Origin of the sequence: Verminephrobacter eiseniae EF01-2 (assembly GCF_000015565.1) — a bacterium.
In the GTDB taxonomy this organism is placed as follows: Bacteria; Pseudomonadota; Gammaproteobacteria; order Burkholderiales; family Burkholderiaceae_C; genus Acidovorax; species Acidovorax eiseniae.
In genome coordinates this window covers 3,770,744-3,785,412 of the sequence record NC_008786.1, presented here as the reverse complement: position 1 = coordinate 3,785,412, position 14,669 = coordinate 3,770,744, and the positions used below count along the sequence as shown (strand labels likewise).

Annotated in this window: 14 protein-coding genes; 1 reads left to right on the top strand and 13 read right to left on the bottom strand. The window is 66.0% G+C overall.

Annotation, left to right across the window (positions count from 1 at the left end; genetic code table 11):
* Positions 1 to 122: 122 nt before the first annotated feature.
* Together rlmB and VEIS_RS16560 are read right to left on the bottom strand one after the other, a co-directional pair.
* Positions 123 to 869, bottom strand: a complete 747-nt coding sequence (gene rlmB / locus VEIS_RS16565; RefSeq protein WP_011811127.1) for a 23S rRNA (guanosine(2251)-2'-O)-methyltransferase RlmB — start codon at positions 867 to 869, stop codon at positions 123 to 125.
* Positions 870 to 972: 103 nt separating this feature from the next.
* Positions 973 to 1,686, bottom strand: coding sequence for an ABC transporter ATP-binding protein (locus VEIS_RS16560; RefSeq protein WP_011811126.1), 714 nt, complete (start codon positions 1,684 to 1,686; stop codon positions 973 to 975).
* On the opposite strand from VEIS_RS16560, the gene VEIS_RS16555 reads away from it, so the two are divergent.
* Positions 1,685 to 2,350: an arylesterase gene (locus VEIS_RS16555; RefSeq protein ID WP_086014368.1), complete on the top strand. Its 666-nt coding sequence runs from the start codon at positions 1,685 to 1,687 to the stop codon at positions 2,348 to 2,350. The two genes, VEIS_RS16560 and VEIS_RS16555, sit on opposite strands and share 2 nt — an antisense overlap.
* Before the next feature lie 170 nt (positions 2,351 to 2,520).
* Here the strand turns inward: VEIS_RS16555 and VEIS_RS16550 are convergent, their stop codons facing one another.
* From VEIS_RS16550 to VEIS_RS16500, 11 genes are all read right to left on the bottom strand, one after another.
* Complete coding sequence (locus VEIS_RS16550; protein ID WP_011811124.1) at positions 2,521 to 2,721, bottom strand: hypothetical protein; 201 nt, start codon at positions 2,719 to 2,721, stop codon at positions 2,521 to 2,523.
* A gap of 58 nt (positions 2,722 to 2,779) precedes the next feature.
* On the bottom strand, positions 2,780 to 3,607 hold the full coding sequence (locus VEIS_RS16545; RefSeq protein ID WP_041950109.1) for a DUF2189 domain-containing protein: 828 nt from the start codon (positions 3,605 to 3,607) through the stop codon (positions 2,780 to 2,782).
* Between the two features lie 284 nt (positions 3,608 to 3,891).
* Positions 3,892 to 5,172, bottom strand: coding sequence for a PLP-dependent transferase (locus VEIS_RS16540; RefSeq protein WP_011811122.1), 1,281 nt, complete (start codon positions 5,170 to 5,172; stop codon positions 3,892 to 3,894).
* Positions 5,173 to 5,397: 225 nt separating this feature from the next.
* Positions 5,398 to 5,865, bottom strand: coding sequence for a VOC family protein (locus VEIS_RS16535; protein ID WP_011811121.1), 468 nt, complete (start codon positions 5,863 to 5,865; stop codon positions 5,398 to 5,400).
* Positions 5,866 to 5,928: 63 nt separating this feature from the next.
* Complete coding sequence (locus VEIS_RS16530; RefSeq protein WP_011811120.1) at positions 5,929 to 6,897, bottom strand: Bug family tripartite tricarboxylate transporter substrate binding protein; 969 nt, start codon at positions 6,895 to 6,897, stop codon at positions 5,929 to 5,931.
* Between the two features lie 23 nt (positions 6,898 to 6,920).
* A complete protein-coding gene (locus VEIS_RS16525) occupies positions 6,921 to 7,889 on the bottom strand; it encodes a Bug family tripartite tricarboxylate transporter substrate binding protein (protein ID WP_011811119.1) in 969 nt (322 codons plus the stop codon).
* A 73-nt stretch (positions 7,890 to 7,962) separates the two neighbouring features.
* Positions 7,963 to 8,673: a ribonuclease activity regulator RraA gene (locus tag VEIS_RS16520; RefSeq protein ID WP_011811118.1), complete on the bottom strand. Its 711-nt coding sequence runs from the start codon at positions 8,671 to 8,673 to the stop codon at positions 7,963 to 7,965.
* A 22-nt stretch (positions 8,674 to 8,695) separates the two neighbouring features.
* On the bottom strand, positions 8,696 to 10,426 hold the full coding sequence (araD, locus tag VEIS_RS16515) for an L-arabinonate dehydratase (protein WP_011811117.1): 1,731 nt from the start codon (positions 10,424 to 10,426) through the stop codon (positions 8,696 to 8,698).
* 264 nt (positions 10,427 to 10,690) lie between these two features.
* A complete protein-coding gene (locus VEIS_RS16510; RefSeq protein ID WP_041950108.1) occupies positions 10,691 to 12,739 on the bottom strand; it encodes an acetyl-CoA carboxylase biotin carboxylase subunit in 2,049 nt (682 codons plus the stop codon).
* Between the two features lie 42 nt (positions 12,740 to 12,781).
* Positions 12,782 to 13,078 (bottom strand): hypothetical protein, encoded by a 297-nt coding sequence (locus tag VEIS_RS16505; protein WP_011811115.1) that lies wholly within the window; start codon positions 13,076 to 13,078, stop codon positions 12,782 to 12,784.
* Between the two features lie 35 nt (positions 13,079 to 13,113).
* Positions 13,114 to 14,646 (bottom strand): acyl-CoA carboxylase subunit beta, encoded by a 1,533-nt coding sequence (locus VEIS_RS16500; protein WP_011811114.1) that lies wholly within the window; start codon positions 14,644 to 14,646, stop codon positions 13,114 to 13,116.
* Positions 14,647 to 14,669 lie beyond the last annotated feature (23 nt).

The following is a 14,669-nucleotide window of genomic DNA, read 5'->3' as shown; positions in this document are numbered from 1 at the left end:
CAAATGGCGGCGCAGGATGAGCGCAGCGCGCCACGTTGCGCAGACCATAGGCCGGTGATGGCGGCGCTCAAGGGAGCGCAGACTAGTGTCGCGTCACCGGTCAGATGATCGGTGACGCGACACTAGGCGCGTTGGCGCAGGGCCTCGTACAGGCATATGCCGCTGGCCACCGAGACGTTCAGGCTCTCCACCGCGCCCTGCATCGGGATGCGCGCCAGTTCGTCGCAGGTCTTGCGGGTGCGCTGGCGCATGCCGCTGCCCTCGGCGCCCAGCACCAGTGCCACGGGGCCTTTGAGGTCGAGTTGGTACAAGGTGCCGGGCGCGTCGTCGCAGGTGCCTATGCACCAGATGCTGCGCTCCTTGAGTTCATCGAGCGTGCGCGCGAGGTTGGTCACCATGAAGTACGGCATGGTCTCGGCCGCCCCGCTGGCCACCTTGGCCACGGTGGCGTTGATGCCCACGGCATGGTCCTTGGGCGCAATCACGGCATGCGCCCCGGCCCCGTCGGCCACACGCAGGCAGGCCCCGAGGTTGTGCGGGTCGGTCACGCCGTCGAGCACCAGCAGCAAGGGCGGTCCGCTGCCTGCGGCCTGGAGCTTTTCCAGCAGTTCGTCGAGCGAACTGATCGGCGCCACGGGCTGCACGCGCGCGGCCACGCCCTGGTGGCCATGGCTGCCGGCCAGCTTGGCGATGCGCATGCCGTCAGCCTCGATCAGGCGGGCGCCGGCCGCGCGGGCGCGTTCGAGAAACTGGCGCATGCGCGCGTCGCGCCGCGTGGCCTCGTGGTAGATCTCGATGACCGATTCGGGCGCGGTCTTCAGACGCACGCCCACGGCGTGAAAGCCGAACAGGACTTTGGGGCTGGACATCGGGCGATTATCCGCTGGCGGCCGATGGCAGCGTCATGTTGCTACCGAAAACATAGCTTCCGATGAATGATCTGCTTGCATCATGGGCCAAGCGCAGCGCCGATCACAGCACGCGGCCGGCGTCGATGGTGATGCGCCGCTGGCACCGGTCGGCAATGCTGCGGTCATGCGTGACCAGCACCAGCGTCGTGCCCTGCTCGCGGTTGAGCGCGAACATCAGTTGCATGATGGTCTCGCCCGTCGCAAAGTCCAGGCTGCCGGTAGGCTCGTCGGCCAGCAGCACGGCCGGCTGCACGACAAAGGCCCGCGCCAGCGCCACGCGCTGTTGTTCGCCGCCCGACAGCACCCTGGGGTAATGCCTGAGGCGCTGGCTCAGGCCCACGCGGGCCAGCATCTCGGTGGCGGCCTGGCGCGCGTCGCGGCGATTGGCCAGTTCCAGCGGCAGCATCACGTTCTCCAGCGCCGTGAGGTGGCCCATCAGTTGGAAGCTCTGGAACACGAAGCCCAGTTGCTGTGCCCGCAGGGCGGCGCGCGCGTCCTCGTCGATGGCAAACAGGTCATGGCCACCGAGCCGCACCGTGCCGCGCGTGGGGCAATCGAGCCCGGCGATGATGGCCAGCAGGCTGCTCTTGCCCGAGCCCGAGGCGCCGACGATGGCCACCGTTTCCCGGGCCGCCAGACGGAAATCGATATCCCGCAGAATATCGAGGGTTCCGGTGGAATCCGTCACCGATTTGAAAACATGTTCCACGGCAATCATCGCTGTGGCGGCAACGGCCTGGGGTGATGCGGGTGGCGGTGTGGAGGGTTCGGACATGAAAGGCTCAATGGTGATTTGCAATTGGCATCGGCGTGACTTTATCGTGTGCGCTGCGGCCGGCCTGCTGGCCGCCGCCGCGATGGCCCAGGCCCCGGCGTCCCGCCCGGCGCTGGTGCTGGTGCTGGGCGACTCGCTCAGCGCCGAATACGGCCTGGCACGCGGCACGGGTTGGGTGGCACTGCTGGAGCAGCAATTGCGGCAGGAGCGACCCCAGGTCACCGTGCTCAACGCCAGCGTCAGCGGCGAGACCACATCGGGCGGACGCTCACGCCTTGCGGCCTTGCTGGCGCAGCACCAGCCCAGCCATGTGGTGATCGAGCTCGGCGGCAATGATGCGCTGCGCGGACTGCCTTTGAAAAGCATCGAAGAGAACCTGGACTGGATGACCCGGACGGCGCAGCAGGCCGGCGCAAAAGTCCTGCTGCTGGGCATGCAGGTGCCGCCCAACTATGGCGCCGCTTACGCCGACCGGTTTGCGGCCTTGTTCACCACGGTAGCGCAGGCCCGCAAGGCCGCAGTGGTGCCTTTTTTGCTCAAAGGGGTGGCCGACGGGCCGGACCCGACCCGCCTGTTCCAGCCAGACCGCATCCACCCGCGCGCCGAAGCGCAGCCGCAGTTGCTGGCCAATGTGTGGCCGGAACTGAAAAAACTGTTGCAGTGAGCGCCAACGCGCCTGCGGCGCCTTGGCGCCGAGAGGGGACGCCGAGGATCAGGCCCCCGCCAACCGGGGGCGCGGGCTCTGCGGCATCCGCTGGCTTGGGTCTCGATGCAGGGCGTGCAGTCGTGCAGTCGCCGCCGGCAGGGCATGTGCAGCAATGGCCGCCGGCAGGGTCAGGTGCCGGGCGCAGCGCCCGACGACGGCTGATCCGGCGCCCCCGCCGCATCGCCGATGGACTGGCTGTCCGCCGGCGGGCCGCTGCCCTGCGGGTCGTTCGGTTTGCGCTGTGTTTTGGCCCGGAGCTTGTCTTGCTTTTTTTGCTTTTTGGCGAGTTCGCGCTGGCGTTTCTCGTAGCCGTAGTTGGGTGTTGCCAAGGTAATTACTTCCTGAAGTGAAGCCTCACTGTAACAGCATGGTCCCGGGGTTTCGGGTTCATGCGGCAGCGGACCGGGTGGGAGAGACGGCTGCGCGGTAAGCGTGCCAACTGGCATGGCCCAGCACCGGCCCTGCCAGCAGCAGCCCTGCGCCCCAGAACCAGAGCGACAGCGCGACGATGGCCGTGATCAGCGCCCCCCAGAGCAGCATCACGGCCTGGTTGTCGAGCACCACCCGCAGGCTGGTAATGCCGGCGGTGAGCGCATCGGTGTCGCGGTCGAGAATCATCGGGATCGACACCACGCAACTGGCAAACACCAGCCCGGCAAACACCCCGCCGACTGCGGTGTACACCGCGACGAACCCCCAGTTTTGCGGGCTGAACAGCGCTTGCAGCACACCGCTGGTCGACGGCATGCCGGTGTCGAAGAACACCGCGAACACCACCAGCGAGGCTCGGCCCCACAACAGCTCCAGCACCACCAGCAACAACACCAGCATGCCCATGCTGCCCAGGCGACTGTCCCAGCAGGTGAGCGACTCGCCCAGTCCGGGCGCAAGCCCCGCCTCGAGGCGGCGGCTGGTGTCGTACAGCCCCATCGCCAGAAACGGGCCGAGCAGCAGGCAGCCGCTGACCAGCGACATCACATACTCCGCCCGGGTGCGGAACACCCAGCCCAGCACCAGCGCCATGCCCCAAAAACACATGCCGTAGAACGAGGCAATGCCGGGGGCGGCGCGCATATCCTGCAGACCCTTGAGCAGCCAGCGCAAGGGATCGGCCAAGCGCAGCCGTTGCAGCGTGACAGGCTGCGCCGCTGGGGGCGGGGGTGCCGGTGGATCGGCGGCCGGCTCCGGAGCCGGGTTGGGCGGTGTGGCGGTCATGCAGGCAGGCGGTCGATGGTGTGGCGTATGGGCTGGCGTGAAACCGATGCCTGCACGGTAAGCCAGCCACAGCCGCTGCGCCACTGAGGAAACTACCACCCCGGGCCGGAACCCCTGCGGGGCTAGTGTCGCGTCACCGATCATCTGTCGGTCTGCGCTGGCCATCGAAGCGCATCGCGGCGTTGCATCGCTTGCCAATACGCTCGGTATTGGCCGCGCTATGCGCCTTGCGCTGCGCTCCGATGGCTGCGCGCAGCCTACGACATCTGATCAGTGACACGACACTAGGGTCCATCCGCCGCGAAGGCGCGCTCGAGCGCCTGCTGCAAATCCTGCTGCAGATCCGGCACCGCTTCCAGCCCGATGAAAAACCGCACCAACGTGCCCGGCTTCAGATGCGGGGCAGGGCGCAGGCGCATGCTGGCAAGGTGGTAGGGCACCACCAGGCTCATCGGCCCGCCCCAGCTGTAGCCGATTTTGAACAGGCGCAAGCCATCGCAGAAGGCGTCCACCTGCGACTGCGTGTAGCGCGCATCGATGATCACGCTGAACAAGCCCGCCGCAGCGCCCCGGGTAGCCGTATCGGCGCCGCATGGCGCTTCAGTGACACCGGCGCCGCACAGCGCCTGCCAGTGCGCGTGGCCGGGCGAACCGGCCAGCGCCGGATGCAGCACCTGCGCGATCGCCGGCTGCTGCTGCAGCCACAGCGCCAACTGGCGCGCGGCCGCGTCGTGGGCACGGTAACGCAGACCGATGCTGGGCAGCGCGCGCAGCACCGCCTCGGCGTCATTGCCCGCCACACCCAGGCCCAGCCGCATATGGGTGAGCTTGATCTTCATGTGCAGTTCGGGGTCGCGCGTGATCACGCTACCCATCAGCACATCGCCGTTGCCGCTCGGGAATTTGGTCAGCGCATGGGCCGAAATGTCGACCCCGAGGCTGCGGCTGCCGTCGCCGGTGAGGTCAAACGGCGCAAATGCCAAACCGGCGCCCCAGGTATTGTCCAGGGCCGTGATCACACCCCGCGCACGGCAGATGCGCACCTGCCCGCACAGATCGGGAAACTCCATGGTCACCGAACCCGGCGCCTCCAGCCACACCAGCCGCGTGGCAGGCGTGATGCGCGCGGCCAAATCGGCCTTGTCCAGCGGATCGTACAAGCCATGGCGGATGCCGAAACGGGCCAGTTCACCATTGGCCAGTGCCAGGCTCGGGCCGTAGACATTGTCGGGAAGCAGCACCTCATCGCCGGTTTCGAGCAGCGCCAGCGCCACATTGGCGATCGCCGCCAAACCACTGGGCTGCAGCACGCATTGCAGGCCGCCCTCCAACATGCACAACCGCTCTTCGAGCGTGAACGTGGTGGGCGTGCCATGCAGCCCGTAGGTGTAACTGCTCTTGTCCTTCCACTCACGGGTGCGCATTGCCGCCACGTTCGGGAAGATCACGGTGGAAGCCTTGTAAACCCCGGGCTGCAAGGCCGCAAATCCCGCTGGCGGGATGTAGTCGTGGTGGACGATGCGGGTGCTGAGATCGTCGGCGTCTGTATGGTTCATGCCTGCCATGGTAGCGCGCCGGCGGAAATGTCCCGGCGCGTGGTCGACGAAAAGCAGCTTGAGATGCACTTCTTTTGAACGATCGTCATTCGAGACATACGATGTATATTATGTTAAATATATGATTGGATTCGATTGGATTCGGGTCGATCCAATCGATGCGCTCGATGCGCTGCCAGCCATGTCCTGGTGTTGGCACACGCCGGCCTCAACCATCAAAGTCAACCTCAGCCCTCAACCCAGCGCCTCGATCACCTCGGCGGGCGCCTGCACCAGTTCGATCAATACGCCCTCGCCGGCAATCGGGAACTCGTCGTTGCTTTTCGGGTGCAAAAAGGTAATGTCATGGCCTGCAGCGCCCTTGCGGATGCCGCCCGGGGCAAAGCGCACGCCCCGGGCGCTGAGCCATTGCACGGCCCGGGGCAAGTCGTCGATCCACAGGCCGATGTGGTTCAGCGGCGGGCTGTGCACGGCGGGTTTTTTGCTGATGTCCAGCGGTTGCATCAGGTCGACCTCGACCTGGTGCGCATTGCGGCCCATGGACAGGATGTCTTCATCGACGTTTTCACGCTCGCTTTGGAAACTGCCCCTGGGGGTCAGGCCCAGCATGTCGACCCACAGGGCTTTCATGCGCTGCTTGTCGGTGCCGCCGATGGCGACTTGCTGTATGCCCAGAACCTTGAACGGTCGGGTGGCTGTCATCGGATTCTCCGCTTTCGAGATGTTCGCCATGTTTTTAATATCAGTCTGCGCAAGTGAATCGGCTCAGTCGGCCATCGCACCGGATTTCTTGACCAGTTCGGCCCAGCGCGGGATTTCTTTGGCCGTATGCTCGCGCAGTTCCTGCGGTGTGCTGCCAACGATCTCCATGGCCAATTGGTTCGAGAGCCTGGCCTGCACGTCGGGCTGGCGCAGCGCCTTCACGATCTCGGCGTTCAGGCGCTGCACGATGGCTTCGGGCGTGCCCTTGGGCGCGTACACCGCCTGCCACGACGATATTTCGAAGTCGGCGATGCCCGATTCGATCATGGTCGGCAACTCGGGCAGCAACGCGATGCGTTGGCCTGTGGTCACGGCGAGCAGTTTGAGTTTGCCGCTTCTGACCAACGGCAATGCGGCTGTCACCTGGTCGAACAACAGTGACACCTGCCCTGCGGCGACATCGTTGAAGGCCGGGACGCTGCCCTTGTACGGCACATGGGTGAGTTTGACGCCGATGGCGTTGGCGAACATTTGGCCGGCCATGTGGTTGGTGGTGCCGGCACCGGGAGAGGCGAAATTGCGCTTGCTTTCATCCCTTTTCAGCAGCGCCACCAGTTCGGCCACTGAGCCCACGCCAAGCTGGCTGTTGACGACGAGCACGTTGGGCAGGCGTCCGACCAGCGTGACGGGTTCGAAGTCCTTTATCGGATCGTAGGGCAGCTTCTTGTAGATGCTGGCGTTGATGGCGTGCGTGCTGATGGTGCCGCCGAGCAGCGTATAGCCGTCGGCTGCGGCCCGGGCGACATAGGCGGCGCCGATGCCGCCGGCCTGGCCGGGCTTGTTCTCGACCACCACGGTCTGGTGCAGACTCTCGCCGAGCTTTTGCGCCAATGTGCGGCCTATGGTGTCGACCGTGCCGCCGGGGGTGAAAGGCACGATGTAGACGATGCTCTTGGCGCCCGGCCATTCGACGGCTTGGGCCCAGGTGGCGACCGGGCTGAGCAGGGCCAGCAATAACGGGATGCAGCGCATGGATGGGTCTCCTCGGTCTTTCCTCAATCGGCCATCGCGCCTGATTTTTGGACCAGTTCAGCCCAGCGCGGAATTTCCTTGGCCATGTACTCGCGCAGTTCCTGCGGGGTGCTGCCAACGATCTCCATGGCCAACTGGTTCGAGAACTTGGCCTGCACATCGGGCTGTTGCAGCGCCTTCACGATCTCGGCGTTCAGGCGCTGCACGATGGCTTCGGGCGTGCCCTTGGGCGCGTATACCGCCTGCCACGATGACATCTCGAAGCCGGTGACGCCCGATTCGATCATGGTCGGCAACTCGGGCAGCAACGCGATGCGCTGGCCTGTGGTCACGGCGAGCAGTTTGAGTTTGCCGCTTCTGACCAGTGGCAGCGCGGCGGTCACCTGGTCGAACATCATCGGCACCCGCCCTGCGGCCACGTCGTTCAGGGCCGGGGGGCTGCCTTTGTACGGGATGTGCGTGAGTTTGACGCCGACGAAGTTGGCGAACATTTCGCCCGCCAGGTGGGAGGACGCGCCGGCACCGGAGGAGGCGAAACTGCGCTTGCTCTCGTCCTTTTTCAGCAGCGCGACCAGGTCGGCCACCGAGTTCAGGCCAAGCTGGCTGTTGACGAGGAGCACGTTGGGCAGGCGCCCGACCAGCGCGACGGGCTCGAAGTCTTTCATCGGGTCGTAGGGCAGCTTCTTGTACAGGCTGGCGTTGATGGCGTGCGTGCTGATGGTGCCGCCGAACAGCGTGTAGCCGTCGGCTGCGGCCCGGGCGACGTAGGCGGCGCCGATGCCGCCGGCCTGGCCGGGCCTGTTTTCGATCACTACCGTCTGGCGCAGGCTCTCGCCGAGCTTGTGCGCCAATGTGCGGCCTATGGTGTCGGTCGTGCCGCCGGCGGTAAAAGGCACGATGTAGACGATGCTCTTGGCGCCCGGCCATTCGATGGCCTGGGCCCCGGCGGCTATCGGGCTGAGCAGGGCTATCAACAGCGGGATGCAGCGCATGATGGTGTCGTCTCCTCGAAATGGATCGAGATGGATCGGGCCGGAACGGGCCTGGGCAGGCTCTCGCGGGGCCTCAGCGGCCCCTGGCCTGGCGCCAGGCGGCAAAGTCGGCGCGGCTTTTTTCGTCGGTGGGCGGGTACAGGCCGAGGATGGAACGGCCCTGGAGCACCATTTCTTGCACGAAGTCTTCGAAGACCGTCATCTCGGTGGCTTCGGCGGCGAGTTCGTCGGCCCAATGGGCCGGAAGGACGACCACGCCTTCCGCGTCGCCGACGATCACGTCGCCGGGAAACACCGGCGCATCGCCGCAGCCTATGGGCCGGTTGATGTCTATGGCCTGGTGCAGCGTCAGATTGGTTGGCGCGCTCGGGCGCTGGTGGTAGGCCGGGAAGGCCAGCCGGGCGATGTCGGGGCTGTCGCGCAAACCGCCGTCGGTCACCACCCCGGCGGCGCCGCGCTGCATCAGCCGCGTGACCAGGATGGCGCCGGCCGAGGCGGCGCGCGCGTCCTTGCGGCTGTCGATCACCAGCACCGCGCCGGCGGGGCATTGCTCGATCGCCTGGCGCTGCGGGTGGTTGCGTTCGAGAAAGACGCTGATCGGGTTCAGGTCCTCGCGCGCCGGCATGTAGCGCAGCGTGAAGGCCGGGCCCACCATGTTCGGCAGACCGGGGTTCAGCGGCCGCAGGTCCTGGATGAACTGGTTGCGCAGACCGCGCTTGAACAGGGCTGTGCACAGGGTGGCGGTGCTGACCTTCAGCAACTGCTCGCGGGTGGCGGGATGCACTGCGCGTCTCCTTCAGAAGATTTCAGAAGATGTCGGGCTCGGGCACCGGCTTGCCGAAGCTGGTTTCCAGGAAGTCGAAGTCGCAGCCTTCGTTGGCCTGCCGGATATGGCGATCGAACAGCCAGCCATAGCCGCGTTCGTAGCGCGCCGGCGGCGGCGTCCATAGTGCCTTGCGGCGGGCCAGTTCCGCGTCGCCGATGTCCAGATGGATGCGCCGCGCGGGCACGTCGACGCTGATGCGGTCACCGGTCTCGACCAGCGCCAGCGGCCCGCCGATGGCCGCCTCGGGCGCGCAGTGCAGCAGGCAGCCGCCGTAGCTGGTGCCGCTCATGCGCGCGTCGGACAGGCGCAGCATGTCCGTGACGCCTTGCTTGAGCAGCTTGGTCGGGATCGGCAGCATGCCCCACTCGGGCATGCCGGCGCCGCGCGGTCCGGCGTTGCGCAGCACCAGGATGTCGTCGCCGGTCACGTCGAGATCGGGGTCTTCCGACGCTTTCTTGAGCGCCGGGTAGTCGTCGAACACCAATGCCCGGCCACTGTGCTGCAGCAGTCGTGGCGCGCAGGCGCTGGGCTTGATCACCACGCCGTCGGGGGCCAGGTTGCCGCGCAGCACGGCCAGCGCTCCTTCGGCATAAATCGGTTTGTCCAGCGGCCGGATGACATCGTCGTCGTAGACCTGGGCGCCGGCGATGTTCTGGCCGAGCGTGCGGCCGTTGACGGTGCGCGCGTCGGTGCGCAGATGGCAGCGGATGCGCTCGAGCAGCGCCGGCAGTCCGCCGGCGTAGAAGAAGTCCTCCATCAGGTAGCGCTGGCCACTGGGCCGGATGTTGGCGATCACGGGCACGCGGCGGCTGAAGGCGTCGAAGTCGTCCAGGCTCAGCGCGTGGCCGGCGCGGCGCGACAGTGCGATCAGGTGCACCACGGCATTGGTGCTGCAGCCCATGGCCATCGCGCAGGCGATGCCGTTGTCGAAGTTGGCGCGCGTGAGCAGTTGCGTGGGCCGCAGGTCTTCCCACACCATCTCGACGATGCGCCGGCCGCAGTCGGCGCTCATGCGGATGTGGTTGGCGTCGGCGGCCGGAATGCTGGAAGCGCCCGGCAAGCTCAGGCCCAGCGCTTCGGCGATGCCCATCATCGTGGCGGCCGTGCCCATGGTCATGCAGGTGCCGTGGCTGCGCGCAATGCCGGCCTCCATCTCGGTCCAGGCTTGCTCGTCCAGCCGCCCGGCACGGCGCTCGTCCCAGTATTTGAAGGCGTCGGAGCCCGAACCCAGCACCTGCCCTCTCCAATTGCCGCGCAGCATCGGGCCGGCCGGCAGGTAGATGAAGGGCAGGTCCATGCTGAGCGCGCCCATCGTCAGGCCCGGCGTGGTCTTGTCGCAGCCGCCCATCAGCACTGCGCCGTCGACCGGGTGGCTGCGCAGCAGTTCTTCGGTTTCCATCGCCAGGAAGTTGCGATAGAGCATGGTGGTGGGCTTGACCAGGCTTTCCGACAGCGAGATCGCCGGCAGTTCGAGCGGGAAGCCGCCGGCTTGCAGGATGCCGCGCTTGACATCCTCCACCCGGTGCTTGAAGTGCGCATGGCACTGGTTGGCGTCGCTCCAGGTGTTGACGATGGCGATCACCGGCTTGCCCATCCAGTCGGCATGGCCGTAGCCCATTTGCAGCATGCGCGAGCGGTGACCAAAGGAGCGCAGGTCGTCGGGCGCGAACCAGCGGGCGCTACGCAGGGATTCGTAGGGGCGTCGTTGCATGGGGCTTGTCTCCGCTTGTCTCCGGGGCGTTTGCATTATGCGCGTGCAGCCTGGGCACAAGCCAAAAGAATGGTGCACGCGGATTGCGCCGAGCCCGTGCCGGGCAGGCGCTGCGCCCATCCCGGGGGACCCGAAGAAAACCCGAAGAAACCCCGAGACCCGGGCAGAAGATATCCGGGTCGCCGCCCCGGGCGCAGACCCATTGCACCGGCACCGGCACCGGGATGGCATCCGCCGGCCACGGACCGGGCGCTACCGAATCCCTCACTGAAACTGCAAGATGACCTGATCCACCGCCAGCGATTCGCCCTTGCCGGCGACGATTTTGTCCACCACCGCGTCCTGCGCGGCAAAGAGGATGTTTTCCATCTTCATGGCCTCGATCACGGCCAGTTTTTCACCGGCCTGCACCTTCTGGCCGGGCTGCACGGCCACATCGACCAACAGGCCGGGCATGGGCGACAGCAGGAACCGGGAGAGGTCGGGCGCGGCCTTGAAGGGCATCAGTTGGTGCAGGCGCGCGCCCAGCGGCGACAGCACCAGGGCGTCGATCTGCGCGCCGTTGTGCGCAATGCGCAGCGCCAGCGGGTTCTTGCCCACGCCGCGCTCGACCTGGGCGGTAAAGTCCAGGCCATTGCACTGGCCTTGCACGCGGATCTGGCCCAGCGTGGCCTGGCTGCTGATCTGGTAGCTTTTGTCGGCCACCGCTACGGCGCTGGAGCCCGACTTGTCTTCAAAGTCGGTCACCGTCACCGGGTGCTGCCGGTGCTGTCCTTGCGCGTCCAGGACGACCACCACGAAGGCTTCGCCGACCTTCACCTCGTGGCCGGCGAGTTGGCCGCTGATGCCCGAGGCGCGCGCGCGGTAGCGGCGGTTCATGTAGGCGGCCAGCGCCACCAGGAACAGCGGGGCCTCGTGCGGCACCGCCTGGGCGTCGAAGCCCTGGCCGTAGTGCTCGGCAATGAAGCCGGTGTTGAAGTCCCCGGCCACGAATTTCGGGTGGGCCAGCACTGCGGCCTGGAACGGGATATTGCTGCGGATGCCCCGGATCACGAAGCCATCGAGCGCAGCGCGCATCCTGGCGATGGCATCGCTGCGGTCGCTGCCGTGCACGATGAGCTTGGCGATCATCGAGTCGTAGTGCATCGGTATCTCGCCGCCCTCGTACACGCCGGTGTCGACGCGCAGGCCCAGCCTGCGGCTGGTATCGGACTGGAACAGGCTTGGCTCCGGCGGCAAAAAGCGCACCAGGCGTCCGGTCGATGGCAGGAAGTTGCGCCCGGGGTCTTCGGCGTTGATGCGGCACTCGATGGCCCAACCGTCGCGCCTGACCTCGGCCTGCGTCAACGGCAGTTTCTCGCCAGCGGCCACGCGGATCATCAGTTCCACCAAGTCCAGGCCGGTGATGCATTCGGTCACCGGGTGCTCCACCTGCAGGCGGGTGTTCATTTCCAGAAAGTAAAAGTCCTGCTCCTTGCCGACCACGAATTCCACCGTGCCCGCGCTCTGGTATTGCACGGCCTTGGCCAGTTGCACGGCCTGCGCGCCCATGGCCTGGCGCGTGGCGTCGCTGATGAACGGCGATGGCGCCTCCTCGATCACCTTCTGGTGGCGCCGCTGTAGCGAGCATTCGCGCTCGTTCAGATAGATCAGGTTGCCGTGGCTGTCGCCGAGCACCTGGATCTCGATGTGGCGCGGCTGCTGCACGAATTTTTCGATGAAGACGCGCTCGTCGCCAAAGCTGTTGCGCGCTTCGCTGCGGCAACTGGCAAAGCCCTCGACCACCTCCTGGTCGTTGCCGGCCACGCGCAGGCCCTTGCCGCCGCCGCCGGCGCTGGCCTTGATCATCACCGGGTAGCCGATGCTGCGGGCGATCTCCCGCGCCTGCTCGGGGCTGCCGATGGCCTCGTTGTGGCCGGGGATGGTGTGGACCCCGGCGGCCTGCGCCAGTTTCCTGGACGCAATCTTGTCGCCCATGGCCGCGATCGAGTGCGCCTTCGGGCCGATGAAGACGATGCCCTCCTCCTCGCAGCGCCGGGCAAAGTCCGGGTTCTCCGAAAGAAAGCCGTAGCCGGGGTGCACGGCCTGCGCGCCGGTCTGCCGGCAGGCGGCAATGATCCGCTCGGCCAGCAGGTAGGACGCGCGCGCCGGGGCCGGACCGATGTGCACGGCCTCGTCGGCCAGTGTGGTGTGGCGGGCCTGTTTGTCGGCATCGGAGTAAACCGCCACACTCCGGATTCCCATCTTGCGGGCGGTGGCGATGATCCGGCAGGCGATTTCGCCGCGGTTGGCAATCAGGATTTTGTTGAACATGACATGGTGGGTGCAGCGTGGAAACTTCGGGGGCGTCGCCATTCAGCGCCGGAACAGTTGCCGGTATTTGTAGGCGCAGTACAGGCCGCCGATCAGTATCGGCCCGCCAAAGCTCAGCCACAGGGGCAGATCGAAGCTGAAGTACGAAACGGCAAAGACGGCCAGCGCCGCCACTGCCACCAGTGGCATCACCCACCAGGTGAGCACGGCCATGTCCAGCGCGTCTTCACTCACCGCATGCGCGGGCCGCCCCCTGGCCGCACGGATTTTGCGCAGCAGAAACACATCCGCACAAAACACCAGGCCGATGCCGATCCATTCGGCGAGGAATTCAAACATGGCATGCCTTTCGATGGCGGCCTGCAGGGGGCGCCTTACAGCGGGATGTTGCCATGCTTGCGCCAAGGATTTTGCAGCTTTTTGTCACGCAGCATCAGCAGGCTGCGACAGATGCGTTTGCGCGTCTCGTGCGGCATGATCACGTCGTCGATGAAGCCACGGGCACCGGCCACGAACGGGTTGGCAAAGCGCTCCTTGTAGCCGGCTTCGCGGGCGGCGAGCTTGACCGGGTCGTTCTTGTCTTCGCGAAAGATGATTTCCACCGCCCCCTTGGCGCCCATGACGGCAATTTCGGCGCTCGGCCAGGCCAGGTTCACGTCGCCGCGCAGGTGCTTGGAGCTCATCACATCGTAGGCCCCGCCATAGGCTTTGCGGGTGATGACGGTGATCTTGGGCACCGTGCACTCGGCATAGGCGTACAGCAGCTTGGCGCCATGCTTGATGATGCCGCCGTATTCTTGGCCGGTGCCGGGCATGAAGCCGGGCACATCGACAAAGGTGACGACGGGAATGTTGAACGCATCGCAAAAGCGCACGAAGCGCGCGGCCTTGATGCTGCTTTTGATGTCCAGGCAGCCGGCCAGCACCAGCGGCTGGTTGGCCACGATGCCGACGGTCTGGCCGTCCATGCGGGCAAAGCCGATCAGGATGTTCTTGGCGTACTCGGGCTGCAACTCGAAGAAGTCGCCATCGTCGACGGTTTTGACGATCAACTCCTGCATGTCGTATGGCTTGTTCGGGTGCTCGGGCACCAGGGTGTCCAGGCTTGGCTCCTGCCGCTCTATCGGGTCGCCGCTTTGGCGCACCGGCGCTTTCTCGCGGTTGCTCAGCGGCAGGTAGTTGTACAGGCGGCGCAGCATCAGCAGCGCTTGCACATCGTTGTCGAAGGCCAGATCGGCCACGCCGCTCTTGGTGGAGTGGGTGATGGCGCCGCCCAGTTCTTCGGCGCTGACTTCTTCATGCGTCACGGTTTTGACCACTTCGGGGCCGGTGACGAACATGTAGCTGGAATCCTTGACCATGAAGATGAAGTCGGTCATGGCCGGGCTGTATACCGCGCCACCGGCGCTCGGTCCCATGATCATGCTGATCTGCGGAATCACGCCGCTGGCCAGCACGTTGCGCTGGAACACATCGGCATAGCCGCCCAGGGACGCCACGCCCTCCTGTATGCGCGCACCGCCCGAGTCGTTCAGGCCGATGACGGGGGCGCCGACCTTCATGGCCTGGTCCATCACCTTGCAAATCTTCTCGGCGTGCGCCTCCGACAGCGCGCCGCCAAACACGGTGAAGTCCTGGCTGAACACGAACACCAGGCGGCCATTGATCATGCCGTAGCCGGTGACCACGCCGTCGCCGGGCACTTTCTGCTCCTGCATGCCAAAGTCCACGCAGCGGTGCTCGACAAACATGTCCCACTCTTCAAACGTGCCATCGTCGAGCAACAGTTCCAGGCGCTCACGCGCCGTGAGCTTGCCTTTTGCGTGCTGGGTGGCGATGCGTTTCTCGCCACCGCCCTGGCGCGCGCGTTCGCGCTTGATTTCGAGCTGCGCAAGGATGTCGTGCATGGTTTCTTTCTCCGCGGTTCGAT